The 24,621-nt window shown below is 41.6% G+C and carries 26 protein-coding genes; 19 read left to right on the forward strand and 7 right to left on the reverse strand.

Annotated features, from left to right (window positions below):
- Positions 1-90: 90 nt before the first annotated feature.
- Positions 91-768: a penicillin-binding protein activator LpoB gene (locus DI076_RS02370; RefSeq protein ID WP_245918220.1), complete on the forward strand. Its 678-nt coding sequence runs from the start codon at positions 91-93 to the stop codon at positions 766-768.
- Here DI076_RS02370 and DI076_RS02375 read toward each other — a convergent pair.
- The 3 genes from DI076_RS02375 to DI076_RS02385 are packed head-to-tail and all read right to left on the reverse strand — an operon-like array spanning position 756 to position 4,810.
- Positions 756-2,042, reverse strand: coding sequence for a hypothetical protein (locus tag DI076_RS02375; RefSeq protein WP_108958453.1), 1,287 nt, complete (start codon positions 2,040-2,042; stop codon positions 756-758). The two genes, DI076_RS02370 and DI076_RS02375, sit on opposite strands and share 13 nt — an antisense overlap.
- Before the next feature lie 32 nt (positions 2,043-2,074).
- Positions 2,075-4,321: a phosphoribosylformylglycinamidine synthase subunit PurL gene (gene purL / locus DI076_RS02380; RefSeq protein WP_108958454.1), complete on the reverse strand. Its 2,247-nt coding sequence runs from the start codon at positions 4,319-4,321 to the stop codon at positions 2,075-2,077.
- Between the two features lie 9 nt (positions 4,322-4,330).
- Entirely contained in the window at positions 4,331-4,810 is a 480-nt protein-coding gene (locus DI076_RS02385; RefSeq protein WP_108958455.1) for a flavin reductase family protein, read from the reverse strand.
- 106 nt (positions 4,811-4,916) lie between these two features.
- Between DI076_RS02385 and DI076_RS02390 the strand changes: the two genes are divergently transcribed.
- From DI076_RS02390 to DI076_RS02405, 4 genes are read left to right on the forward strand one after another with little or no spacing between them, the layout of a single operon-like run.
- Positions 4,917-5,291 (forward strand): Fur family transcriptional regulator, encoded by a 375-nt coding sequence (locus DI076_RS02390; RefSeq protein WP_100727276.1) that lies wholly within the window; start codon positions 4,917-4,919, stop codon positions 5,289-5,291.
- A gap of 43 nt (positions 5,292-5,334) precedes the next feature.
- Entirely contained in the window at positions 5,335-7,143 is a 1,809-nt protein-coding gene (gene mutL, locus DI076_RS02395) for a DNA mismatch repair endonuclease MutL (protein WP_108958456.1), read from the forward strand.
- Between the two features lie 60 nt (positions 7,144-7,203).
- Complete coding sequence (locus tag DI076_RS02400; RefSeq protein ID WP_233440819.1) at positions 7,204-7,809, forward strand: RNA polymerase sigma factor; 606 nt, start codon at positions 7,204-7,206, stop codon at positions 7,807-7,809.
- 4 nt (positions 7,810-7,813) lie between these two features.
- Positions 7,814-8,368: an LIMLP_12425 family protein gene (locus DI076_RS02405; RefSeq protein ID WP_108958663.1), complete on the forward strand. Its 555-nt coding sequence runs from the start codon at positions 7,814-7,816 to the stop codon at positions 8,366-8,368.
- 14 nt (positions 8,369-8,382) lie between these two features.
- Here the strand turns inward: DI076_RS02405 and DI076_RS02410 are convergent, their stop codons facing one another.
- Positions 8,383-9,255: a hypothetical protein gene (locus tag DI076_RS02410; protein ID WP_108958457.1), complete on the reverse strand. Its 873-nt coding sequence runs from the start codon at positions 9,253-9,255 to the stop codon at positions 8,383-8,385.
- Between the two features lie 6 nt (positions 9,256-9,261).
- Positions 9,262-9,549, reverse strand: coding sequence for a ribosome hibernation-promoting factor, HPF/YfiA family (gene hpf, locus DI076_RS02415; RefSeq protein ID WP_100719583.1), 288 nt, complete (start codon positions 9,547-9,549; stop codon positions 9,262-9,264).
- Positions 9,550-9,653: 104 nt separating this feature from the next.
- Between hpf and DI076_RS02420 the strand changes: the two genes are divergently transcribed.
- The 3 genes from DI076_RS02420 (at position 9,654) to DI076_RS02430 (ending at position 12,263) form a co-directional block, all read left to right on the forward strand.
- On the forward strand, positions 9,654-10,403 hold the full coding sequence (locus tag DI076_RS02420) for a hypothetical protein (protein WP_108958458.1): 750 nt from the start codon (positions 9,654-9,656) through the stop codon (positions 10,401-10,403).
- Entirely contained in the window at positions 10,403-11,989 is a 1,587-nt protein-coding gene (locus DI076_RS02425) for a glycoside hydrolase family 57 protein (RefSeq protein WP_108958459.1), read from the forward strand. The genes DI076_RS02420 and DI076_RS02425 overlap by 1 nt, the downstream gene beginning before the upstream one ends.
- Positions 11,990-12,056: 67 nt before the next feature.
- Positions 12,057-12,263, forward strand: coding sequence for a hypothetical protein (locus tag DI076_RS02430; RefSeq protein ID WP_108958460.1), 207 nt, complete (start codon positions 12,057-12,059; stop codon positions 12,261-12,263).
- A gap of 81 nt (positions 12,264-12,344) precedes the next feature.
- Here the strand turns inward: DI076_RS02430 and DI076_RS02435 are convergent, their stop codons facing one another.
- Complete coding sequence (locus DI076_RS02435; RefSeq protein WP_174705010.1) at positions 12,345-12,788, reverse strand: SET domain-containing protein; 444 nt, start codon at positions 12,786-12,788, stop codon at positions 12,345-12,347.
- A gap of 100 nt (positions 12,789-12,888) precedes the next feature.
- Here DI076_RS02435 and DI076_RS20130 point away from each other — a divergent pair, with 100 nt between their 5' ends.
- The 10 genes from DI076_RS20130 (at position 12,889) to DI076_RS02480 (ending at position 22,597) form a co-directional block, all read left to right on the forward strand.
- Positions 12,889-13,041 carry a hypothetical protein gene (locus DI076_RS20130; protein WP_167396496.1) on the forward strand — a complete coding sequence of 51 codons (153 nt, stop codon included), beginning with the start codon at positions 12,889-12,891 and terminating at the stop codon, positions 13,039-13,041.
- A gap of 23 nt (positions 13,042-13,064) precedes the next feature.
- Positions 13,065-13,532 carry a 6,7-dimethyl-8-ribityllumazine synthase gene (gene ribH, locus DI076_RS02440; RefSeq protein ID WP_108958461.1) on the forward strand — a complete coding sequence of 156 codons (468 nt, stop codon included), beginning with the start codon at positions 13,065-13,067 and terminating at the stop codon, positions 13,530-13,532.
- Complete coding sequence (gene nusB / locus DI076_RS02445) at positions 13,529-13,951, forward strand: transcription antitermination factor NusB (RefSeq protein ID WP_100719589.1); 423 nt, start codon at positions 13,529-13,531, stop codon at positions 13,949-13,951. The genes ribH and nusB overlap by 4 nt, the downstream gene beginning before the upstream one ends.
- Before the next feature lie 8 nt (positions 13,952-13,959).
- Positions 13,960-16,062, forward strand: coding sequence for a tetratricopeptide repeat protein (locus DI076_RS02450; protein ID WP_108958462.1), 2,103 nt, complete (start codon positions 13,960-13,962; stop codon positions 16,060-16,062).
- Positions 16,059-16,901 carry a class I SAM-dependent methyltransferase gene (locus DI076_RS02455; RefSeq protein WP_108958463.1) on the forward strand — a complete coding sequence of 281 codons (843 nt, stop codon included), beginning with the start codon at positions 16,059-16,061 and terminating at the stop codon, positions 16,899-16,901. The genes DI076_RS02450 and DI076_RS02455 overlap by 4 nt, the downstream gene beginning before the upstream one ends.
- An 8-nt stretch (positions 16,902-16,909) precedes the next feature.
- On the forward strand, positions 16,910-18,520 hold the full coding sequence (locus DI076_RS02460) for a DEAD/DEAH box helicase (RefSeq protein WP_108958464.1): 1,611 nt from the start codon (positions 16,910-16,912) through the stop codon (positions 18,518-18,520).
- Entirely contained in the window at positions 18,484-19,596 is a 1,113-nt protein-coding gene (locus DI076_RS02465) for an N-acetylmuramoyl-L-alanine amidase family protein (RefSeq protein WP_174705005.1), read from the forward strand. Before DI076_RS02460 ends, DI076_RS02465 begins: the two co-directional genes overlap by 37 nt.
- Entirely contained in the window at positions 19,571-20,398 is an 828-nt protein-coding gene (locus DI076_RS02470; RefSeq protein ID WP_108958465.1) for an LIC_10740 family protein, read from the forward strand. Before DI076_RS02465 ends, DI076_RS02470 begins: the two co-directional genes overlap by 26 nt.
- A 330-nt stretch (positions 20,399-20,728) precedes the next feature.
- The gene (locus DI076_RS02475) at positions 20,729-21,574 is read left to right on the forward strand and encodes a flagellin N-terminal helical domain-containing protein (protein ID WP_108958665.1); all 846 of its coding nucleotides are present in this window, start codon (positions 20,729-20,731) and stop codon (positions 21,572-21,574) included.
- Positions 21,575-21,748: 174 nt separating this feature from the next.
- Entirely contained in the window at positions 21,749-22,597 is an 849-nt protein-coding gene (locus tag DI076_RS02480; protein ID WP_100727265.1) for a flagellin N-terminal helical domain-containing protein, read from the forward strand.
- Positions 22,598-22,674: 77 nt separating this feature from the next.
- Here the strand turns inward: DI076_RS02480 and DI076_RS02485 are convergent, their stop codons facing one another.
- Positions 22,675-23,082 (reverse strand): tetratricopeptide repeat protein, encoded by a 408-nt coding sequence (locus DI076_RS02485; RefSeq protein WP_245918222.1) that lies wholly within the window; start codon positions 23,080-23,082, stop codon positions 22,675-22,677.
- A 191-nt stretch (positions 23,083-23,273) separates the two neighbouring features.
- On the opposite strand from DI076_RS02485, the gene DI076_RS02490 reads away from it, so the two are divergent.
- Positions 23,274-24,566, forward strand: coding sequence for an adenylate/guanylate cyclase domain-containing protein (locus DI076_RS02490; RefSeq protein ID WP_108958467.1), 1,293 nt, complete (start codon positions 23,274-23,276; stop codon positions 24,564-24,566).
- The last annotated feature ends 55 nt before the right edge of the window (positions 24,567-24,621 follow it).

Here is a 24,621-nt window from a genome sequence, read left to right on the forward strand (position 1 = left end):
AGGCGCCAAAACCATACGCCGGCCAAAAGATGAACAAATTTTCAAAAAAACAGGAAAATGAAGGGAAACAATTGTGAAAAATGGGACTTCATGGTAGAGAAGACTCATTGGGTGGCGGGTCCAGTTCCCCACCCAAAATCGGGCGGGGATACCACCGCAAACTTCTTGCCAAACTCCAATTCCTATCCCACACTAACACCTATGCATCAGAAATTTTTGATTTTTTTCGTTTCGTTTATTCTTGTTAGCTGTTCAACTGGGGCATCTTACCAAAAACCAGAAAACGCTAAGGCCACCAAACAATGGGGCGTTGTGGAAGTAAAAGAAACTGTAAAAAGTATGAGTCATTCCTTATCAGTATATTATAAAACAGAAATGAAGACTGGTTTTTTGGAATGGAGAAAATTACAAAATAGTACGTCGGAACATATTGATACAAAACTCATTACCAATGAAATTCTAAACCAACTTACAAAAGATAAAATTCCTTTTGTTGATACTTCTGTTCGTGAAGATGCAACCAAGGAAATGGCATTTGGAAAAACAGGAATGGTTTCATCTGATTCTCGTTTGGCAGTTGGAAAATTTAAGTCACCATCCCACCAAATCAAAGGTGAAATCAATGAGGTGGTTAATTTTGAATCAGGAACAAAAATTCAATACATTACTGTGACTCTTTTTCTTGTGAGTTTGGAAACAAATCAAATCGTTTGGAGTGAACAAACCAACTTTCTTAAAAAAAGCCGAGTAGAAGGTTATGGGTTCTGAACATCAGGTACAAATCCAAACCTAACTTTGATTTTTCCCATAGCGGGCGTAAGGTGGTAGGTAACGGGTCCTTGGTTTGAAGTAAGGATTGGTTCATTAAGTTTTGTTTTTGATTTACCAATCCAAACATATTCAGGGAAAAAACGGACATATCTGTATTCATTGGATACATCCAAGTCTTCTTTGATATTTTCTTTGGTTTGGTGGATGGACCTGCCAATCCATTCACGACCAAGCTGAAACCCGGCCACCATGGTAATGAGACCAAATGCCACAACATCACCCGAACTAACTTCTGAACCAACATATACCATACCTGCTCCTAAAGCAATTATGGTGGCACCAGCAAGGATGGAACCTGTGATCTTAAGTGTCCCTTTTGTTCCTTCCTTAATCGCTGTAGCAGACATCAATTGGAAATATTTAGAATCTTGGACGAGTTCTGCGATTTCATTGTCGCGGATGAGATGGCGTTCGTACCATCCTAATGTTCCTTTTTCTAAACTCAATTGGATGGATTTGGATTTGTCGACAAGTAGGAGGGAACTTTGTTTTCCAGAAGTTGTAAACTTCAGATTCCTTAGACCACGGATAAAATTGAGATTGGCAGAAGGGTCCATTTCTGGTTCAGCACCTGGACCACCAAAGACAAAGATAAACTCACCGTCTATTGGAACCATCTCGTTTGCAAACGAACGAATGGATGAAGATTGTGGTTTCATTTGAGTGGCTCTCCGAAAATCTACCATCGCTTCTTCTCTTGCACCCGTTGAAAGCCATAGAGTAGCAAGTAAAAGCCGTAAAGTGGGGTCATCAAACTGGCCTTCTGCGCTCCATTCTCCACTTAACAAATTGCCTGCATACCTTGCTTGGATTTTGGCATTTTCATATTGTTCGACTCGTGAATAGTAGAGTCCAAGTAAGATGTGTAAGTAAATAATTTCAGCTTCTGATGCATAATATCCATCTTCTGATTCCATATAAAAAAATGATTTTAGAGTTCTAGAAGCACTAAATCGTAAGCGTTCTTTACTTGCTTCCGCGAGAGATTCCAAGTCACGGAATTCTTTTCCTCCAGAAAGAAAGGAAAGATGAGCTTTTTCTAATATGGCAATAAAACCTTTTCGTTCGTTTCGAGGTAATGTTGTGAGTGCATTGTCAATTGATGCTTTTTTGTAAGAACGAAGGGAATCTTCATAGTCTTGGCGTTTCGCAAGACTTGTACATTGGATTGTGAAAATGAGAAAAAGGAACCAAACAGGAAGAACACGCATCTGGCATATCCTTCCTGCAATTTGAAACTTGTCTATTCGAAATAGGATTTTAATCCACTTTCAAATTCTACTTCTAGCGATTTTGTAGTCCATTCCCAATGGAAACCCTCTCCTTTGACGGAAAGGGAATTTTTGGAACTTGATGTTCCCAAGGAATAAAATGACAAACCATTTTTTTCAAACGATTCTTTCACTTTTGATTCATCATTTGGTAGATAACTCACGATAAAACTTGCACCTGTTTCACCAAAACACAAAGTATCTAACCTTGGGATTTTTGTTTGTAATTCATTTAAATTGGCTTCGATTCCTTTTTTCCCAACAATCACAATCTTTGCGAGCGCTACAAGGAGACCACCGAGTGACAAGTCTTTGGCGGACGTCAAAAGTCCTTGTTTGCGACATTGGATCAGGGCATCAATGGTTTGTTTTTCTTTTGCTAACGAAATTTTCGGAATGGCGCCTGTATCAAGACCTTGGGATCTATACAAATACTCAGAGGCAGAAATCGTAGGTAAAAAATCACCAACAAGTGCATACTTCACCACTTCGTTTGTTTTGGGGTAAGTGCGTAGTCCCTTGGATACATCGTCGATCACTCCCACCATACCTATGGTAGGTGTTGGGAACACAGGTCCTTCAGGGGATTCGTTGTAAAAGGAAACGTTTCCACCCGTAACAGGGAGTCCAAGAAAACGACATGCATCCCCAAGGCCTCTCACACATTCACTGAACACGTAATAGTTTTCTGGGATGTATGGATTTCCAAAGTTGAGGTTGTTTGTCACTCCATAAGGTTCAGCACCAGTCGCGGCAACGTTTCTTGCTGATTCACAAACTGCAATTTGCGCCCCTTCGTATGGGTTTAAATACGTATAACGTGAGTTACAGTCTGTTGCAACAGCGATTCCTTTATTGGTTCCAGGGATACGAACAAGACCACCGTCTTCACCAGGTTCTACCACTTTCACAAGACCCACTTCTGTGTCGTATTGTTCATACAGTGGCCTTCTGGAACTGATGTTTAGAGAAGAAAGTAGGCTATTGAGAGCTTGAGGGACTGTGTCTGGTTTTAGATCAGGGATTTTATTTGGATCAAATTTTATCACCTCATCTAAGTAAGACGGTCTTTTTTCTTCCCTCACATACCTTGGGGCGCCACCTCCGAGTACAAGTGATTCCGCTGGGATTTCAGCTTTGAGTTTTCCGTTTTTACGGATGCGTAAGATTCCATCACCCGTGACAGTTCCGATCTCAACAGCATTTAACCCCCATTTGTGGAAGATGGAAACAAGTTCTCCTTCTTTGCCCACTTCAGGGATCACAAGCATACGTTCTTGGGATTCCGATAACATGATTTCATATGCATTCATATCTTGTTCGCGGAGTGGGACTTTGTCTAGATCCACATCCATTCCCGTTTTCCCTTTGGCACTCATCTCAGATGTAGCACAAGAAATCCCTGCTGCACCCATATCTTGGATTCCCACAAGGAGTTTCTTTTGGATGGCTTCGAGGGATGCTTCCATTAGAAGTTTTTCCATAAACGGATCACCCACCTGTACTGCAGAACGTTTTTCTTCTGATTCTTTGGTGAGGTCTTTGGAGGCGAAACTTGCACCATGGATCCCGTCGCGGCCAGTTGTGGCACCAACAATGTACACTTTGTTTCCCACTTGGCCTTTGGTCGAGGCAGAAGCCATTTCATCGTGTTTGGCGATTCCCACAGTCATTGCATTGACAAGTGGGTTTTTGGTAAAGGTAGGGTGGATAAAAAGTTCCCCTCCACCCACTGCGATTCCGAGAGAGTTACCATAATCACCAATCCCTTTTACGGCACGAGTGAGTAAGTATTTATTGCGAGGTTCTTTAGGATCACCAAACCGAAGTGAGTTGAGGGAAGTGATGGGGCGAGCGCCCATCGTAAAAATATCACGCATGATCCCACCAACACCCGTTGCAGCACCTTGGTATGGTTCAACGGCCGTAGGGTGGTTGTGACTTTCAATTTTAAAAACAACTGCAAGTCCATCCCCGATGTCCATGGCTCCCGCGTTTTCTTCCCCAGCTTGTGCGAGGAGTTTGTCTGATTTGGTGGGAAGGGTTTTTAGTTTTAAGATAGAATTTTTATAAGAGCAGTGTTCCGACCACATGGCGGAAAAAATTCCAAGTTCTGTTGAATTGGGAATTCTTCCTAAGATTTTTTGAATTTCAACAAATTCAGTTTCGGTAAGTCCGTGTTCCTTTGCTTCTTCCAGACTGACTTTCTCTTTTTCCATGGTATATCCTTAAATGAGTTCTCTATAATTGCGATTGAAATAGAGAAGGGGTGAACCTTCCTTTGTGGCCACAGCTTCCACAAGTCCGAGGAAAATCCAGTGGTCACCTGCATCGATGATTTGGTGCACCAGGCAATCCAAAGAAGCTAAGGAACCCTCTAAGATGGGAGCTCCGGTGGAAAGAGTTCCTGGTTTTAGGCCTTCCAAAACAACCGCTTTGTCCAGAGAACCAGAAGCAAAATCAGCGGAAATTTGTTTTTGTTCGGAAGAAAGAATATTCACCGCAAAGTTTCCAGCCGTTTCGATGGCTTCTTTCGCCTTGGAATGTTTCGCGAGACAAAACAAAACTAACGGTGGTTCTAAGGAAACAGAAGAAAAACTGGAAACAGTCACTCCCCCTTTTATGGTCTTTGACGCATAGGTAATGACGGATACTCCTGATGCCCAATGGGAAAGAGAAGATTTAAATTGGTCTGTGGCTACTGGCATAATGGCTCCGTATTGACAAATATCAATTTCTGGAAGGATTCTAAAATCGAAATTCCAATTGACCCCACACTATTTTTAAGAGTCTGATTAGGGAAAGGGATTTCCTATGAAAGCACTGACAAAACACAGAGAATTGATTCTACAAGACCTGAAAGAAAGACACGACCATCCTACCGCAAAAATGGTATTTGAGTCGGTCAGGGACAAAGCAGATAAAATCAGTTTTGCCACTGTTTACAACTCACTCGAGTATTTAGTAGGCCATAAACTCGTGAACAAACTCAATATTGAATCGGAATCTGTTCGTTATGATGCCTTCCTTGACGACCATTCCCATTTGATTTGCCATTCTTGTGGAACCATCCTCGACGTTCCTGCACTCAAACTGGACGAAAGTACAGACTGGAAAGCGATGGGATTTGTGGCAGACCACATTGACATTGTGGTTTCTGGCACTTGTTCTTCTTGTAAGTCCCACTAAAATGTAATAGAAAGGGAGGTTTCCCCTCCCAAGCTTGCCCTATATGGGCATCATCCATTCCCTTTCTCCCGACCTCATCAACCAAATTGCAGCGGGAGAAGTCATTGAATCCACACATTCCATCTTAAAAGAACTCATCGAAAATTCCATCGATGCAGGAGCTTCCAAAATTGAAATCGCAACGGAAAGTGCGGGCCTTGGCCGTATCCTTGTTTCCGACGATGGACATGGGATCACAAAAGAGGATCTACCTCTTGCCATCAAACGGTATGCCACAAGTAAAATCCAAAACTTCCATGACTTAGAACACCTATTTACCTTTGGGTTTCGGGGGGAGGCACTTGCCTCCATCGCTTCTGTGGCAAGGCTTGTGATTGAATCGGGTACCGAAGGAAACCGCACCGCAAACCGTGTGGTGGTAGAAGAGGGGAAAATTGTTTCCGAAGAAGAGATCCCTTTTTTCCAAGGGACAAAAATTGAAATTAAAGATTTGTTCTATAATACACCCGTTAGACGGAAATTTCTAAAAACCGAATCAGGGGAGGAGAAAAAAAATAGAACTCGAGTGCAGACAATGGCACTAGGAGAACCGAGTATTAGCTTTCGGTACGTACAAAATGGGAAGGAAGTTTTTTTTGTCCAAAAGGAAGAACCTTTGGAACGAATCCTTTCTGTGTATGGTGAAAATCTCCGTGACCATCTTTTGCCTGTCCATACAAGTCGGAATGGAATGACCTTACGAGGGTTTATCTCCCATCCGGATTTTTATAAATCATCAAGGACGGGTCAGTTCTTTTTCGTGAACAACCGTTCGGTGGAACTCAAATTTTCTGCTCAGATTTTAAAACGTTGTTATGGAGAGTTATTACCTAGTGGTGCCTTTCCCTATGCATTTTTGTTTTTTGACCTTCCTCGTGAGTTTGTGGATGTGAACGTTCACCCACAAAAAAAAGAAGTTCGGTTTTTATCGGAAGAAACCATTACAGGGATTCTCTTCCAAGGAATCACTGAGGTGTTACGCACTTCCACTCCCGTGGAATTTTTAGAAATGCGCCGAAGGTTATCGATGCCCATTCCCTATGACAAGGCTAGGAGTGATTCTTCGTTTGGTGAAGGTGGATTGGGCAGTGGGACCTCACCTTATTGGGGGACACAAACCGAAGGAAGTCCGCTTTTAGGTCCGAGTTCTATCGAAGGAAGGTCTGGATTTTCTCTGGAAGGGATTGGGGCTGGGACAAACTTACATTTGTTAGGTGAAAACTTATCCAAACACCATTTGTTTGTTCCGAAAAAACACTTCGGTGTGATTTTTGAAACCTTTATCCTGGCGGAAGCCGAAGATGGACTCTATATCATTGACCAACACACGGCCCACGAACGGATCCGTTATGAGGAAGTCTTACGGGATCTCAAATCCAAAGCTTATAAATCCCAAAGCCTACTCACTCCCATCCGTCTCGAGCTCACAAAAGAAGAAGCCGAAGAGATGATCGCTGAAAAACAAAGGTTTAGTGAACTTGGGATCACCCTCGAACCTTTTTCGGGAGGTACAATTCTCATCCGAGAGGTCCCATCTTACATCGATCCCGGGAAAGAAACAGAAACCATCCTCGACCTTTGGGAGCGGTTCAAGTCCAAAGACCCAGAAGAGAAAGAGTTGTATGATGAGATGGCCAAATGTGTGGCCTGTCGGTCAGCCATTAAAAAAGGGGACCAAGTATCAGACCCCATTATTGGGGAACTCTTACAAAGGCTATCGTACTGCGAAAATCCCTCCCTTTGCCCTCACGGCAGACCTACCCTCATCAAACTGACACGAAAAGACTTAGAGACCATGTTCCACAGGATCTAAACTGCCAAACGAATCCGAAAAACATTGATTGATTTATCGCTTTCGAAATTCTAGGTTCTGATGCCAAGACCCTTAGAAGGCAAAAACATGACCCTGCGTGAGAAGGAAAAAATCCTCCTCCAAAAAATCAAAGCAGGGGACCCGACTGCCTATATGACACTCGTCTCTCCATTCCGAGAGAGACTTTTCCGAAAAGCAGTTTCCATGGTCAAAGACGGCGATGACGCCGAAGACATTGTCCAAGATGCTCTCATTTCAGGTTACAAATCCATTCAAAACTTCCGTGCTGAGGCAGGTGTCTACACTTGGCTCTACCGCATTGTGGTGAATAAGTCCAAGGATCTACTTGCCAAGAAGAAACGTGGGCGTGAAAAACCCATGGATGACTCAGGTGATAACCAATTTGTGGATTCCCGTGTCGGATATGAAAAAAAATTGGAACTTTCTGAGGAATCAAGTTATCTAATGAGTAAGATTGCACTCTTAGAAGATTCCTACAAACAAGTCCTCGAACTTCGTTATTTTGAAAACCTTTCCTATAACGAAATTGCTGAGATTATGGAATGTAATGTAGGAACGGTTAAGAGTCGTCTCTTTAAGGCGAAGGAGTTTTTAAAGCACCTCATCCAGAAAGATGAAAAAGGAGAAGGGTTCTTTGAAAAATAGGTTTATGAATTTAAAAGATTGGTTTCGCGCACAATACCCAGGTCTCTTTCCAGAAGACACGGATTCAGTGGTTTTAGAGAATAAGATTTGTTCTCTTTTCCAACACATCAAGGAAAAGGAAGATACCATCCTGCCTCGAATGTCAAATGACTTTGATGTCCGATTGTTGAATCTCTTAGAATCAGTTTCCATCGATCGTCCCACAGAAAAAACCTCCTTCTCCTTCCGGGATCTCATTGAAAACCGAACCGTGCAGTATTCTTTTTCTGCTGTGATGGCAGTGAGTTTGGTATTTGTTCTCTTGAACCGTTCCCAATCGGAAACCTCATTCACAAAAAATGATTCTGCTGGTGTTGTGATTGAACAAAACAATTACCAATACGAACCAACAAGCATTGATTTAAGTGAATCTTACCAAAAACGAGTGTTACTCGATCATTTACGTTCGGCACCAGGTTCTGTGTATGGACTTCGCGAACTAGAGCTATACTATGAAAAAACAGGAAGGGATGCTGCGGCGGAAGAACTCCACCTCCTCATTGAATCCATAGAAAGATAAATTAGAAACTAAGATTAAACTAAGTTTTTAGCAAACAAAACGGCATCCCGTGAACGGATGTCGTCTGCACTTTTGAGGATGGCAAGGGCAAATTGTTCAATCCTTGCTTCCAATCGGAAATTCCCTCCACTCCTTTTTTTACTCTCTGTTAGGCGTTTTAATTCACTAAACCAAATCTGAATGGTGGCTTCTTCTTTTTTGTCACCAGTGACAAAGAGTCCTTCTCTCCATGCAAACACAGGCACCAGTTCTTTCATTTCTTCCTCATTTTGGCTAAAGGATTTTGCTTTTTCAATGAGGTTGAGTAACGGTGGCCAGCGTACAATGGTATAAGGAAAGAGTTGCGGGTCATTTAAAAAGGCAATGCGGTAATTATCGATACCTTCTTTTTCTTTTCCAGTCATCACCTGGGATTCTGCAAGATAATACAAAAGAACAGGAGATTGTTTATTCCCACCATATAAAAGTACTTCAATGGCCATCGAATAGTCTTGGATTTTGATGAGACTACGGGCGAGGTCACCTAGCAACTCTTTGTCGAGAGCATTAGATCCTTCCCATTGGTAGGCAAGTTTGAGATGGTCTCTTGCTTCTTTTAAAATACAATCTTGTGTGACAATAAAACTGTCGGTGTTTTGAAACCCTCGTTTTCGCACCTCCGATTCAAAATCAGAAAAAAGTTGGAGGAGTAATTTACCCCGTTCCTTTCCTTCCCTTGTTTTTAAAATGAGATCGAGTCTGTGGTCCCAAAAACTAGCGATATAAAATCCACTGATGGTAGCTATGTCCTCGGGATCACGATCCAGAAGTACAGAAAAGATAGATTTAGCTGTTTGAAACTCACCATTTCCAAGATAGGTGAGTGCTTCTTCCGACTTCTGGATCATTAGAGATTAGTGTTGGCTTTTTTTGTCGTGGTGTTTGCTTGTTTGGGAGATGATTTTGTCTTCTAAACCATCGATACAAACATAAATGTCTTTGTCTTGGTTGTGTGCGTTAAAATTATTTCCATCAGCGTGTAACTTGAGGTTAGCGTTGATTTCTCCGTGGATGGCTTCAAAGGAAACTTCACAAGAGACAACTTTTTGTACGAATTTTGTCACTCGTTCTAGTTTTTCGTCTGCATATTTTTCAGCAGCTTCGGATCGGTCTAAGTGTTTCCAAGTATAATTGATTTTCATAGTTTGTCCCAATTTGGTATGGAATGATTGTATTTTGGAAAAAAAGCTAACGTCAAATAAAAAAGAATTGAAGGTGAGTGTTTCGAGGCATACTCCTTGTATGCATGGCAGAGGAAGAAAAGAAAGAGAAAGCCGCCAAAAAAAAAGTGGCCAAAAAAAAATCGGCATCTCTTGCAAAACCTAAGGCAAAAGATGAATCCAAGCTACTTCCTAAAAAAGAACTCGTAAAACCACCGAGTGAAACACGATCTTTGCCACCAAACAATCTTCCTAAAATTTACAATGATTCCAAATATACAAAACATCCTAGTTATCCAACAGAAGATTTAATTAAGGTTCTTGTTCGATCCCCCAAAGAAGCCTTTGTATTTTGGAAATTTTCAGAAACCACCTTAAAACGCATCACTCAGGAATTGCAAGTGCAAACTACCGATGTTTTAAAGTTTCGTTTGAAAGTAGAATACAAAAACGTTTTTGGGAGTGACCGTGTGGAATGGTACGACCTTCCTCCCTTTACAGAATCTTACTATTTAAAGTTTATGTTTCCTGTAAAAATGATCCAATGCACCATTTTTGTTTCTTATTTAGAAAAGGAAATTTCTTCCTTACATTCCACAGGGAAAGACTTACCACTGGGCACTGAGTCCTTTCGATTGGACAAAGAATGGATCCACCCCGAATGGATCAGTGCAGGACTTGTAACAGAAAGTCCGAGTGGCGAATTTTACTTTCGAGAAACCAATGCAAGTGGATATTATGTAAACCCAAGAAACAAGCAGGCTAACCAAGATTCGTTGCCAAATGAAAATTTTCCCTTTGCCAATGGGTCGGGTTCAGGAAAGGGAATTCTTTGATGCATCATTCGATCAAGGGGCATTTGGTTTTTGTATTGCATGCCCACCTACCATTTGTTAGACACCCTGGTTATGACACTCCTTTTATTGAAGAAAATTGGTTAAACGAAGCCATCCTCGAAACCTATATCCCTCTGATTCGTGTGTTTCGAAATTTAAAAAAAGAATCAGTTCGCTTTCGGATTACCATGTCGTTTACACCGACTCTCTCACAAATGTTAGTTGACCCGTACTTGCAAAATCAATTTCGTAAGTACATCAAAAACTTAATCTCACTTGCAAATCATGAAACCAAACGAACAAAATCGGATCCGCATTTACACTATTTAGCAACACGGTATCTGGAACATTTTTTAGACACGGAATCCATCTTCGAAGAGGCAAACGGAGATTTGACAAAATTGTTTTTGCCGTTTATCGAATCGGGTGAACTCGAAGCGATGACAAGCCCTGCCACTCACGCCTTTTTACCATTTTATGATTCGGAAAAGTCGGTGTTTCGTTCCCAGTTGAAAAATGGACGTAGGACCTTTCGTAGGATTTGGGGTAGGGATCCAAAAGGGATTTGGCTTTCGGAATGTGGTTACACAGAATCGTTAGAAGAGGAACTCGACCGCGAGGGTTTTCGTTATTTTTTTGTGGACACACATGGCATTACCCATGCAAGCCCAAGGCCCAAGTTTGGAGTGTATGCTCCCGTGGAGGTGGGGTATGGAGTGTTTGCGTTTGGCAGAGACCCCGAGAGTAGCAAACAAGTTTGGAGTTCGATTGATGGATACCCAGGGGACTTCCGTTACCGCGAATACTACCGTGATATCGGTCACGACCTTCCTTGGGAAGATATCTCTCCTTACTTACATTCGAATGGGATCCGCATCAATACCAGTATCAAATACTACCGCATCACAGGAAAAACGGGGGACAAAGGATACTACCACCCTGACTGGGCGATGGAAGCTGCGGGAAACCATGCTGAAGATTTTTTACGCAATCGAATCAAACAAGCAGAACATTTGTATGCGACAAACAAACAACCGTCAGTGGTCGTTTCTCCGTATGACGCAGAGTTATATGGTCACTGGTGGTATGAAGGCCCACAGTTCATCGAATTTTTATTCAAAAAAATCCACTTCAACCAAAACACCATCATACTTTCCCATCCTATGGAAGCGGCAAGGGACTTACCAAGGGTACAATCTGTGGAAATGAAGATGTCGAGTTGGGGGGAAAATGGGTATGGCGATGTTTGGTTGAATGATACCAATGATTGGATTTATCCCCTCATCCATGACCTAAGCATTCGGATGCACAAACGAGTTCATGAATTTGGATCGGGAACAGAAACACAAATCCGCATCTTAAAACAAATGGGAAGGGAACTCCTCCTCTTACAAAGCAGTGACTGGGCCTTTATCATGAAAACGGGAACTATGGTGGAGTATGCAGTCCGTCGTACCAATGTGCACACCAATTTGTTTCTCACTCTCGAGGCCATGCTCACAGGTCCCATTGACCTGACCGTTTTGGAGGCTGCCGAAGCCGAAAATAATGCCTTCCCGGACATCAGACCCGAAGATTTTCGCTAGAATCATTCTAAAAGAAATTGCCTAGAAAAACTAGGTTTTGGAAACTGGAAGAGATCGGAGGGTATGTATGACGAATTTTTACCGTTTTCCCTTAGTTCTCGTCGCACTGTTCGTATTGGCAAATGTTGTGTTCTGCCAATGGAACCACCGCGAAACCCAGGAAGGAGTATTCCGTATGGATGATTCGGTCATTCGTTATGTGGAAACTCTGGAACGAGCTGATAAAGCCGAGGTGACTCGAAAACCTTCTGGATTCGGCCAAGGCATTTTATAAAACAAAATCGAAAATAGATTCCCCCGCAAAATAAAAACTGTTTTGCGGGTTTTAATTCTTTCTACCAAGTGAAAAACCGAATCACTTCGGTTTGAAATCTACATTATCCCAATAATCCTTTCCATAATCAAAAAAGATCTCTTCGCCTTCTTTGATGGTTTTTAAGACCTTAAACCTAGCAGTTTTCCAACGAACAGAGGTAATGAGTTCAGCATTGGGTTTGGAAGAGTGATTGATATAACGAGTGTAATTTGACTCTCGTCCTTCCCCGTAAATCCACCAATCCTTACAGATCCAAAGTAGGTATTTTGAATCTACATATTTATTCGATTCCGCTTGTTCATCGGTAATGATTTTACCCATGTAATAACCAACGGTATCACCTTTGTATAATGTTTGTTTGGTGAAAAGTCCCATACCAATATTGGGAACTGAAGACGGTTTTACGATAAAATCCTTTTCGGTGTACACAACCGGTTTTCTCTTTTTGGCCTTCTTAACAGATTTCTTTTTCTTCATTTTCATCCTATATGACATAAGAGGAAAACAATTCTCGCTTGTAAAGTCATTGGTATTTAAGATTCACTATGTCCGACTCCGAACTTAAAGAGTAAGAGGGGGGCCTATGAAACGGGAACCACAAAAACAAACGGAAGACAAAACCAATGTTGTGAATTTGGCTATTTACCGAGCCAAAAAGGCACTGGAACGAGATGGTTTTGAAGTCGTGGAAAATCCGGATGGCAAAATTACCCTCGTCATTCGTCTTGCGAAATAACCCCAGTTTTGGAACTTGGATACATGACAGCTTTATTGGAAGGCACACGAATCGGAAACGGACAAAAACATTGTGTCATCGTTTCAAAGTTCAATGAATTCATTACCGAGTCCCTCTTAAAAGGGGCAAAAGACGCTTACAGACAACATGGAGTCCAAGACTCTGATGTGACCGTCATCTATGTTCCAGGAGCATTTGAGCTCCCGCAAACTGTCAAACGAGTCTTACAATCGAAAAAGTACCAATTCTCTGCCATCGTTTGCCTCGGTGCTGTGATCCGTGGAGCCACTTCTCACTATGACTTAGTGTCTGGGGAAGCAGCAAAAGTGGGATCTGCCGCGGACGGCTCGGTTCCTGTGATCTTTGGTGTCATCACCACAGAATCCATCGAACAAGCGATTGAACGAGCAGGGACCAAAGCGGGAAACAAAGGATACGAAGCGGCCACTACAGCCATTGAAATGGCAAATCTTTTCAAAGAGATCGGATGAGTTCTAGACACCGTGGGCGTAGCCTTGCCCTCATGTGCCTCTACCAAATTGACTTAGTGGGAACAGACCCCGATCGTGCCATGAAATTTGATTGGTACGACAAAAAAATCACCCGAGAAGAAAAGGATTATGCTGTCTTTCTTGTGAAAGGAGTGGTCGAAAATCGAAAAGCGATCGATACTCTAATTAAGAAGTATTCGGAGAATTGGGAACTTTCGCGTATTTCCGTTGTCAATCGTTGTATTTTACGTTTATCAATTCTAAGTTTGCAAAAGGAACCTTTCCTTGCAGCACCTGTTGTCATCAATGAAGCGGTGGAACTCACAAAGGAATTTGAAACGGACGAATCTGCACAATTCATCAACGGACTACTCGATGCCTTCTATAAGAAGGAGATCTTAACAAAAGAGTCCCACTAACAAAAGAAATGGATCCTATCCAAAAAAACCGCTTTCGCATTGAGGAACAAACCTCCAAGCCAAGTTATTACCAGGAAGATCCATATTTAAGGAACCTGGGAAAAGAAAAAGAAACGACTTACGAATCAGAAACAACCGTAAGGCGACCAGTTTTATCGTTTTTGTTTTGGTCGTTTCTTGTTTTACTCATCCTCGGGTTTTTAACAGCAGCCTACTATTGGTATTTGCAAAAAAAACAAAATCCAGAAGAAATTGCCAAGGTTCTAAAAGATTTACCTACAGATAAAAAAGCACTGAATCTACTTGTGGATAAACCTTATCTTCCGGATGATTCGGTGAATCCAAAACTTGCAGCTTGTCTCAATGCCTATCACAACCGTTATGTGAACCGAGTGGGCACTGTTTGCGAAGAGTTTCTCAATTCCCCTGGCAGTGACGAAGACAAATCCATTGCCCTCACAGTTCTTGGGGTGATGTATGATGAAGCAGGGCGTTACATCAATGCCATCGAACGTTTGGAAAAAGCCATCCAATACGATTCCAAAAACTATTTTGCCTTTTATAATTTGTCCTTAGCGTTCAAACACGCAGGAAAATTTGAAGAAGCAAGGCGTGCTGCCGAGCGTGCCAAAGAAATTGCACCTAACGACTACCGTGTCGCTCTCTTACAAGGAAATCTGTTCCAAGAAATTGGGGACCCGACAAGCGCCATTGAAGCCTATAAAGAGGGGCAAGCCTTGGCACCAAGTGATGTCACCCTCACTTACAATCTTGCTATCAGTTATTTGAAACAAGGGAATATTGCCGAAGCGATCGCTGAGTTCCAAAAAGTGGTACAAACAGCTCCCAATTCCCAAACAGCTGTTTTGTCCTATGGCCACCTTGGAACTATCTTTTACCAAAGAGAAGACTATGACCGTGCAGAGTATTATTTCCGAGAAGTGATTCGCCTGAAAACGGGAGATGCCAAAGCCTACTATAACTTAGGTTTGGTGTATTTAAAGAAAAAAGTCCCAGAAGAGGCGGCCAAATACTTCCAAAAAGCACTCGATTCCAATGCGAACGAACCTGAAGTCTATCGTTATATTGCCGATGCGTTTTTGTCCATGGGACAAACCAATATGGCGATCACTGCATTAAAAAAAGCGTTACTCTTAAAACCATCGGATGTCGACTCGTTATTTGCTCTTGCCGAGCTCTACTATAAAAAAGGGGAACTCGTTGAGGCAGAAAGTCTATTCCGTAGGATCATCCGCCTCACCCCGGGAGATACCTATTCGGAAACGGCGTATGTGAATTTAGGAATCATCTTAGATGAAATGGAGCGTTATTCAGAGAGTATCGCGGCCTTTGAAGGGGCACTCTCTCTCAATCCTAAAAACCAATCAGCGTATTATAATTTGGGCCTTTCCTATTTACATGCGGGAAAACCAACCATGGCGATTGAGTCCTTACGAAAATCCCAAGCCCTGGATCCGAATCATGTTCCCTCAAGACTTGCCATCGCCGATTATTATTTAGAAAACCGTTTTTATAACGAAGCCATTTCCGAATACGAAGAAGCCATTGCTTGGAAACCAGAACTCTATGAAGCAAGACTGAAACTGGCCGATGTATACATCCAAACCAAAAATTACCCTGCCGCCGAAAAGATGTTAGTCTTTGTTTTGGAAAATGCAAAAGACCCAAAAGAAATCAAACTCGCTCACAGAAAACTTGCATTAAGTTATGCAAGTAGTGGGAACTCTGGCCTTTCGAAACGAGCCAAAGAAGAAGCCTTTCGTGCCACTCACATCGATCCTGAGGATATGGAATCAAGGTTAGTACTAGCCAAAATCCTCATTGATTCGGGATCCCTTGTGGACAGAGAGAAAGCGATTGAAGAGTTAACGGTCATCACTCGGTCTGATGTCACTCCAACCATTTCCTCCAAAGCACATAATTATTTAGGTGTTTGTTATTTTAAAAACGGAGAATTCAAACGAGCACTTTCCAGTTTCCAAACCGCGATTGATTTAAATCCCAGTTTGTCAGAAGCCTATGAAAACAAACGAGCCGCTCGAGCTCAGTATGAAAAATCTTTGGAATCCAAAAAGAGAACTTTTTATTGAGTTTGTTTGATTTTATCCCTCATCGTAAATTCCCAGAATATTACGAAATCTGTCGCCATACGGGTGTTTTGCGATATATTCCCGCAAAACAAAGAGAGTACGGGGACAGCTATTTTATGGAAGAATACAAGTCCCAATACAAAAAGTCCTATTACGAAGATGAACCCAATCTTCGTTCCATGGCAAAACGCAGGCTCGCAAACTTGGCAAAGTTAGTTCCCCTCTCTGGAGTATCAAAAGTTGACCCTAGTGAAAGGACACCGTTTCAAAACCAAACACTGCTCGAGATTGGTTCGGCCGCTGGATTTTTTTTAGACGAAGCAAGGATTGCCGGATACCAAACAAAGGGCCTCGAACTCTCTCCTAAAGAGGTGGAATATTCGAGAAACACTCTTGGTCTCGATGTCGAAAGCTCATCTGTTCTTTCGATAGAAGAGGGGGCATGGAAAGAATCCTACTCTGTGGTATCCGCCTTTTTTGTGATTGAACACATTGATGACATCGAAGGGATTTGGAGGCGGTTGCAGACATGGCTGAAACCTGGTGGGTTTTTGTATTTGGCAGTTCCTTCTAGTTTTGGGCCAAGTTTTGAGACCAATCCCAAGGAATGGTTTATGACCCATCCCTCTGACCACTTTTTTGACTACTCAGTCCACTCCTTGAAAAAACTCTTGTCAATCCTTGGCTTTGACGTGAACTATGTTAGACCTATGTCGTATCACTCCTACCGGGATTTAGGCCTCCGAGGCAAACTCCCTGAATGGCTGTATCGGCTGTACGCAAACCAATTTGCCTATGGTGATACCATCGAACTGATTGCCAGAAAAAGAACACACTGAAATCCAATATGAAATTTAATGAATTACCTTTCCACGAGTCTCTAAAGAAAGCCTTAGACAAAATCGGCTACACAGAGCTCACACCCATCCAAGCCAAATCCATCCCGTTCGCCATGGAAGGACATGACCTCACTGGTCTTGCCCAAACCGGAACCGGAAAAACGATGGCCTTTTTACTTCCCACTTTGCATAGACTTCTCTCTGCAGAGGAAGAGGAAGCACTTCCGTATGCACTTGTCCTCGCACCCACAAGAGAACTCACGATCCAAATCGCAGAAGAAGCAAAAAAATTACTCGAGTTTACCGACTTCGGTGTGGCTACCATCATCGGAGGAACTGATTACAAATCGCAAGAACAAGCTCTTGGAAACAAAGCTTGTATCATCGTGGCAACTCCTGGTCGACTCATTGACTTTGTGAAAAACCATGGTCTCTCTTTGGAAAACATCAAAGTGGTGATCCTCGATGAAGCGGACAGAATGTTCGATATGGGCTTTGTGCAAGACCTCAAATACATCTTCCATAAATGTAAAAACAGAAAACAGTCACTTCTCTTTAGTGCCACTCTCAGTTACGAAGTGGTACGACTTGCAAGCCGTTATTTGAACGAACCGATCGAAGTTCACATCAATCCTGAGAAAGTCATTACAGAAAGGATCGACCAAACTCTTTTGCACTTGGGGAGAGAAGAAAAACTTCCATACCTCGTCAATTCCTTGTTAAACTATCCAATCGAAGGTCTTGGGATCATTTTTACCAACTACAAAATGAATATCCCCAAAATTGTTTCTGTACTACGAAGATACGGAATCACTGCCACAGGACTTTCTTCGGAACTCGACCAGAAAAAACGAATTCGTCTCCTTCGTGATTTTAAGGCAGGTAAGTACAAATACCTCATCGCAACAGATGTTGCTTCTCGAGGAATTGACATCGAAAACATCGATGTGGTTTATAATTATGACCTCCCACAAGATGCGGAAAACTATGTGCACCGAATTGGCCGTACAGCTCGTGCAGGGAGAAAAGGACAATCGATTGGCCTTTGTTCCGAAACAGATTATACAGAACTCGAACGCATTGAAAAGTATCTCAATTCGAAAATCCCAGTGGCGGAAATCAGAGAAGAGTATTTAGAATTCCCAACAGGTGAATTCACTCCTGTGTTTGCCGACGAAGTGATTCCTGGTGAAAAAAAATACCAAGACCGAGAACGTGGCGGAAAGGGTGGAAAACCAAGACGGGGAGAACAGTCCGGACGAGGGGATCGCAGAGAACATGGTGGAGAGAGAGGCGAACATAGGTCAGGTGACAGAAATCGCCATAAAGGAAAATCGGGTGGACACCCACCAGCGAAGATGTCCCATCCAGATGGCCATAGTCATGCACACCCAAGTGATCACAAACACCCAGCGAAGATGACCCACCATGAATTCAAACATGGCCACCATCCCAAAGATGGTAAGGGCAAACCCGGGCATAAGAAAAACCAACAGGGGAAATCTTTTCAAAAGAATGACCCAAGACGGAATCTCTTCGATATCAACGAAGTGAAACAATCCAAAAAACAGAAACAATCGATTTGGAAACGAATCCTTTCATTTTTCAAAAAAGATTAATCCTTCTTTTACTGATTGTTTTCCCATGTCTCGTAAATGCTGAAGTCACAAAACTTCCGCTTTACGGGAAAGGGAATTATGTAGGTTTTTCAGATTTAAAAACCATTTTACCTGAACTTTCTACCAAACTAAAGAAATACACCAATGTAGGTTCCATTTACACACCACAAGGGAATATCCAATTTCGCATTGGCAGTAGTTTTTACACCTTGGATGGTAAAATTTATAAAATCCCAAAAGCCATTTTAAAGAAGGAGGAGGAAGTTTACCTTCCTCTTGATTTAGTGGAAACAATTTTACTCAATTTGATTGCATATGATGTGCGTTACCAATTCAAAGAATCAGAACTCATTGTCCTTGTGCCAAAGGAAACCATCCCCAAACGAAACTTAGGTGTAAAAGCCATCATCATTGATGCAGGGCATGGGGGAAAGGACCCTGGTACTTCGGATACGACTGGGTATGTTGAAAAAGAAGTAAGCCTTGGTGTTGCTCGTTATACCTATCTGTACTTACGGAAGTATTACCCTGAAATTCGAGTGGAGATGGTGCGTAAAGACGATCGATTTGTGGAACTCGAAGACCGTTCAAAATTTGCCAATCGTGTATTGTCTGATACAAGAGATGTGATTTTTATCAGTTTCCATTGTAATGCTTCTCTTTCCGAAAAAGCTGCTGGGTTCGAAGTGTATTACCTCTCTCAAAGTCCGAGTACAGAAAACGCAAGGGAAACTGCTCTCATCGAAAATCGGTATATTGGAAAACACAAAAATCCTGTGGTTTCGCAAATCCAGTCCCAAATGTTATCAAGTGTGACCCAAAGGCGTTCTAAAAAATTGGCAGATTCAGTCGCAAACCAATACGAAAAAGCCCTTAGCCCTGAAATTCCGGCTAGAGGAGTGAAAAAGGCAGATTTTTCCGTCTTGCGAGGAAGCCTTATGCCTGCTGTACTTGTGGAAATGGGGTATCTCACAAACCCTGAAGAAAGTAAAAAACTGCGAGATAAAACCTTCCAAAAGAAAATTGCTCGGAGTGTCATTAAAGGAATTCATGAATACGCATCTGCAAAAGATTAAAGAGTTACTTAAGAACTATTGGGAATTTTTAAAAATCGTTTCCATTCGGTTTTATAAAATTGGAACAGGCGAAACCAAACTCACTCGTGATTTTATTTTTTTATTTGGTTCATGGTTTAGTTTACTTTTGTTTTTTAGTTTTTTCATCTTAGCAGAACAAAATCCATTCCGATTGCTCGTTCCTTTCAAGTTGTATTCCTATCCTTCTTTAGACCATAGGGAATCCATCATTGTCTATATTTCCAATGGAGAAGGGGAACAAATCCCAATCCACAGAAAGGTGTTAAAACAAGAGGAACCATCTGCTCTCATTTACCAAATTGTAGGTGAGGTTGGTGCACCACCTTATTTTGATTCGGTGGAAGCATTGGCAAAAGATGGGAAACTTTTTTCCCCTAAAAAACTTTTGGACATTCGGTTTGCGATCAAACAATCTTGGTTTCTTGATCAAAATCAAAAATTGGTAATTGATTGGAATACAAATCGATTGGAGTCCATCATGGAAAAATACCGATTACCTCGCACCAAATCAGAAGATGATTCGGCCGATGCCGACGAAGAAAATTCCAATGCACCCGTTGACACCATCACTTATTACACTGGTAGTACGGAAACTGGTCCCAAAGAATCCGAAGAGGTTTTAAATAAACGAAGGATCCAAGCAATGGATCAAACCTTACGTGCGTTAAATGCAAGTCTTTTTGAAAACTTTAAAGAAGTCAAAACCATCGAACATAAATTTTCAGGAAACCTCAATCCCGTTTACCAATGGGAAACCATTTCTCCTCTCGCCTCTCGTTAATTTAGGGGTTTCCCTTTGGATTTTCTCCATTTTTCAAAATTTGCTCATGGAAAATGGAGAAATACCGATGATCGTATTGGGAAAAATAGATTTTTTTTAAAAAAAAAATAAAACGCTAAAGTAACCAAAAATTGCCAAAAATAGGCAATTAATCTCAAAATCCTCCAAAAACTATCCAATTTCTTCGAATTAATTTCTTCTATCCAAGTACCGACATACTAAGGGAATAAATAGAGATTTTAGGCACCAATGGGGCCTGAAAGCCAGACACAAAAAAAGCGAGAGAAGGGATTCTCTTGTTTGCCAGATCAAGTTTCAAGGAGGAAACCAATGATCATAAACCACAATTTAGCCGCGATCAACTCACATCGCGTCCTCAAGTTCCAAAACGAGGAAGTTTCCAAGAATATGGAAAAACTATCCTCTGGTATGCGAATCAACCGAGCAGGTGATGATGCATCAGGCCTTGCCGTTTCGGAAAAAATGAGAACGCAAGTGAATGGTCTTAGACAAGCAGAAAGAAATACCGAAGACGGTATGAGCCTTATCCAAACAACGGAAGGCTTTTTGCAAGAATCGAATGATATCATTCAAAGAATTCGAACTCTTGCAATTCAATCGTCTAACGGTATTTATACTGAAGAAGATCGACAAATGATCCAAGTCGAAGTTTCACAACTTATCGACGAAGTGGACAGAATTGCTTCTCAAGCTGAATTCAATAAAATGAATTTGCTTCAAGGTGATTTTGCTCGAGGATCTAGAGCAACTTCCATGTGGTTCCATATTGGACCAAACATGCACCAAAGAGAAAGAGTGTTCATTGCTACAATGACTGCACGTGCACTTAATCTGAAAGGTCAAAGTGGAGAACTCTTATCTTTATCAACTGCTGATAAGTCAAATGATGCGATCGGAACTTTGGATGCTGCGTTAACACGTATTAGCAAACAAAGAGCAAACTTAGGTGCTTACTTTAACCGTCTTGAGCATGCTGCAAAAGGGCTCATGAACGCTTATGAGAATACCCAAGCTTCCGAGTCTAGGATCCGTGATGCGGATATGGCAGAAGAAACTGTGGCTTTCACAAAGAACCAGATTTTAGTTCAATCTGGAACTGCTATGTTAGCTCAGGCGAATGTTCGTCCACAAGGAGTTCTTTCTCTCCTTCGTTAATTCACGTTAACGAGGTGAGTGGTTAGTGTAACTGAAGAGTTGTAATTAGATAATCAGCCGGCTTTCCCCTGCCAGGTGGCAAAATGAAAGCTCATCCTTGACACCGGACAGGGATTGTCCGGCTAAGAACGAAAAAGAAACCGTTCTTGGTTATACACAAAGGAGTGTAGGCCAATGATTATCAATCACAACATGAGTGCGATCCAATCACATCGTGCTCTCAAGTTTACACAATGGGATGTAGATAAGACCATGAGGAACCTCTCCACTGGGCAAAGGATTAACCTTGCCGGTGATGATGCTTCTGGTCTTGCTGTTTCGGAAAAACTACGAACACAAATTCGTGGTTTACGTCAGGCAGAAAGGAATACGGAAGATGGACTTAGTTTCATCCAGACTGCAGAGGGTTACCTTGACCAGTCGGCTGAAATCATCCAACGAATCCGAACCTTGGCGATCCAGACTTCGAACGGAATCTACACACCTGAGGACAGGCAACTCGTGCAGGTAGAAGTATCTGCGCTGGTGGATGAGATCGATCGAATTGCTTCCCAAGCAGAGTTCAATAAAATGAAACTGTTTGAAGGAGACTTCGCTCGAAAGTCAACGAAAGCATCGATGTGGTTTCACATGGGAGCAAACGCAAAGCAAAGAGAGCGTTTCTACATTGGAACTATGACTTCGAAAGCTCTTAAGATGTCAGAAGGGGCAATTAAAATTGCACTCTCTACACCTGGAAAAGCAGACGAAGCGATTGCAAAAGCGGACTTCGCCTTGAACAAGATCATGAAGCAGAGAGCAGATATGGGAGCTTATCAAAATAGGCTCGAAAGTACTGCAAAAGGCCTCATGGGTGCATACGAAAATATGCAAGCATCCGAATCAAGGATTAGGGACGCAGATATGGCTGAGGAAATGGTAGCGCTCACGACGAAACAAATTCTCGTGCAAAGCGGTACGGCAATGCTAGCGCAAGCCAGCCTCAGACCAAATTCTGTACTACGACTTTTGAATAACGCTTAAGTTGTAGAAGGCAAGAGTTGCCTTAAGACGGTTGCCTCTTCTCGAAGGAAACTTTGAGGAGGGGCTTTTTTATTGTTTCACTTATAATGATAATAGTGATTGGGGTCATCCCACTTTGCCTGTTCTATTGCATTGAGTTTGTTAATGGTGTTTAAGTCATTTTTCATTGCAGTTGTATTTCCTAAGGCATTTTGTATTTTCGCACGTAATTCTAGTGCAGGGATAAAGTCTTTCATTAGTTCCAATGCACGATTACAGTGAGAAAGAGCTTTTTCATAATCTTTATTCTCAAATAAGATTTCTGCCATTGTATTCCAGACCCCATGAGTGAAGGAAGGATCTACCATGGATAAGTATTCTCGATAAAGAGTTAGAGCTGTTTCATAGGATCCTTTTTCTTTTTCTTCTCTCGCCTTATCTAAGGTTGCCAGAGCTTTTTTTGCGTCCACTTTCATCAGTGATTCATAGTATACAGTTTCCAACAAATGTCAACATTCACTCTTCATTTTTTCCATCGAATGAACATTCTTCCATTGCAGGTCTTATTGGAAGTCTCCAAAAATCATTTAACTACAATTTTATGCAGACAATCATTGGAAATCTTAAAAATCAAAAAGAATCATTTTGAAAAAAGGTTGAATCCGTTTTGTTTTTAAGGTGATACTGATCAATTACAATGAAATGGATATACCTTTTACTCGGAGACCCAAAAAAACACTCACTCGAACATCGGTTATTTAATACAGTATCCCTTGTAAATGGAGTATTAAATTTACTGGGAGTTTTTGGCGTTTTGTACTTAGAGAATTATTTGATTCTCATCTGTCTGAATGTGGGTTCTGGGTTTCTCATGCTTGTCATGTACTACTTAAGCCGAGTCAAAAGTATCTACTTCATTTTGTATTGGCCTTTTAACTTAACGATTTTGTTTTATCTTGCATCGATGTGGTTTTTTAATGGCGGATCCATTGGTGGGAATCATTATTATTTGATTCCATCGCTTGTGATTGCACTGATCCTCATTCGGAATCATAATATATGGATTGTTTATTCTATTTATATTGGTGTCTCTGCTTCTCTCTATACAGTGGAATACTTTCACAAAGATTGGGTCACAGGGTATGCCACTGAAATGGATCGGTATATGGATGCTGGTGGAAATTATTTATTCGTACAAATTCTGACTGGGATTTTGATATTTATCCTAAGTCGTAATTTGAATATAGAGAGAAAAAAATCAGAAGCCTTACTTCTCAATATCCTTCCAGAACCCATTGCCGATGAATTAAAAAGAGAAGCAAGAGTTGTACCAAAACGGTTCGAAAAAACTTCCGTACTATTTTGTGATATGGTTGGGTTTACCAAAATTGCAGAGACTATGAATGCTGAAGTTTTAGTCCACGAACTCGACCAAATCTTTCGTGCTTTTGATCGTATCTGTAAAGAAAATCGAATGGAAAAAATCAAAACCATAGGTGATGCTTATATGGCAGTTGGTGGAATTCCAAACGAAAATACTACGAATGCCGTAGATGCAGTGTTATGTGGTCTTGGGTTCCAGTCATATATGGCAGAACAAAAAGAAATCCATCAATTGCATGGTAGAGTTTTTTGGGAAATCCGATTGGGAATCCATATTGGACCACTTGTTGCAGGTGTAGTCGGTAGTGATAAGTTTGTCTATGATGTTTGGGGTGATACAGTAAATACAGCAAGTAGGCTCGAGAGTAGTGGTGTTGTTGCCGAAGTGAATATTTCGCGTTCCGTTTATGAAGAAGTCCAAAAAATCTTCGAATGTGAACCAAGAGGTTTTGTTTCGATCAAAAACAAAGCAGACATTGAAATGTATTTGGTGAAGGGATTTTTACCTGAATATGCAAGTCCCATCGACTCCAAACTTCCCAACGAATTATTCCAAAGGCTTTATAAAACGGGTGCTTTGTTTTATACAAATGAAGTTGAATCATAACCGAATCCCTTTGCTCCTGGCGGATTCTAAAAAATGGATCCAAATGGTAATTTGG

The organism is Leptospira ellinghausenii (assembly GCF_003114815.1).
Taxonomy (GTDB): domain Bacteria; phylum Spirochaetota; class Leptospiria; order Leptospirales; family Leptospiraceae; genus Leptospira_A; species Leptospira_A ellinghausenii.

Bases quoted from the DNA above. Each gene is read 5' to 3' on its own strand.
- DI076_RS02370 (WP_245918220.1), top strand. From the start codon at position 91: ATGGTAGAGAAGACTCATTGGGTGGCGGGTCCAGTTCCCCACCCAAAA.
- DI076_RS02375 (WP_108958453.1), bottom strand. From the start codon at position 2,042: ATGCGTGTTCTTCCTGTTTGGTTCCTTTTTCTCATTTTCACAATCCAA.
- purL (WP_108958454.1), bottom strand. From the start codon at position 4,321: ATGGAAAAAGAGAAAGTCAGTCTGGAAGAAGCAAAGGAACACGGACTT.
- DI076_RS02385 (WP_108958455.1), bottom strand. From the start codon at position 4,810: ATGCCAGTAGCCACAGACCAATTTAAATCTTCTCTTTCCCATTGGGCA.
- DI076_RS02390 (WP_100727276.1), top strand. From the start codon at position 4,917: ATGAAAGCACTGACAAAACACAGAGAATTGATTCTACAAGACCTGAAA.
- mutL (WP_108958456.1), top strand. From the start codon at position 5,335: ATGGGCATCATCCATTCCCTTTCTCCCGACCTCATCAACCAAATTGCA.
- DI076_RS02400 (WP_233440819.1), top strand. From the start codon at position 7,204: ATGCCAAGACCCTTAGAAGGCAAAAACATGACCCTGCGTGAGAAGGAA.
- DI076_RS02405 (WP_108958663.1), top strand. From the start codon at position 7,814: ATGAATTTAAAAGATTGGTTTCGCGCACAATACCCAGGTCTCTTTCCA.
- DI076_RS02410 (WP_108958457.1), bottom strand. From the start codon at position 9,255: ATGATCCAGAAGTCGGAAGAAGCACTCACCTATCTTGGAAATGGTGAG.
- hpf (WP_100719583.1), bottom strand. From the start codon at position 9,549: ATGAAAATCAATTATACTTGGAAACACTTAGACCGATCCGAAGCTGCT.
- DI076_RS02420 (WP_108958458.1), top strand. From the start codon at position 9,654: ATGGCAGAGGAAGAAAAGAAAGAGAAAGCCGCCAAAAAAAAAGTGGCC.
- DI076_RS02425 (WP_108958459.1), top strand. From the start codon at position 10,403: ATGCATCATTCGATCAAGGGGCATTTGGTTTTTGTATTGCATGCCCAC.
- DI076_RS02430 (WP_108958460.1), top strand. From the start codon at position 12,057: ATGACGAATTTTTACCGTTTTCCCTTAGTTCTCGTCGCACTGTTCGTA.
- DI076_RS02435 (WP_174705010.1), bottom strand. From the start codon at position 12,788: ATGAAAATGAAGAAAAAGAAATCTGTTAAGAAGGCCAAAAAGAGAAAA.
- DI076_RS20130 (WP_167396496.1), top strand. From the start codon at position 12,889: ATGAAACGGGAACCACAAAAACAAACGGAAGACAAAACCAATGTTGTG.
- ribH (WP_108958461.1), top strand. From the start codon at position 13,065: ATGACAGCTTTATTGGAAGGCACACGAATCGGAAACGGACAAAAACAT.
- nusB (WP_100719589.1), top strand. From the start codon at position 13,529: ATGAGTTCTAGACACCGTGGGCGTAGCCTTGCCCTCATGTGCCTCTAC.
- DI076_RS02450 (WP_108958462.1), top strand. From the start codon at position 13,960: ATGGATCCTATCCAAAAAAACCGCTTTCGCATTGAGGAACAAACCTCC.
- DI076_RS02460 (WP_108958464.1), top strand. From the start codon at position 16,910: ATGAAATTTAATGAATTACCTTTCCACGAGTCTCTAAAGAAAGCCTTA.
- DI076_RS02470 (WP_108958465.1), top strand. From the start codon at position 19,571: ATGAATACGCATCTGCAAAAGATTAAAGAGTTACTTAAGAACTATTGG.
- DI076_RS02475 (WP_108958665.1), top strand. From the start codon at position 20,729: ATGATCATAAACCACAATTTAGCCGCGATCAACTCACATCGCGTCCTC.
- DI076_RS02480 (WP_100727265.1), top strand. From the start codon at position 21,749: ATGATTATCAATCACAACATGAGTGCGATCCAATCACATCGTGCTCTC.
- DI076_RS02490 (WP_108958467.1), top strand. From the start codon at position 23,274: ATGAAATGGATATACCTTTTACTCGGAGACCCAAAAAAACACTCACTC.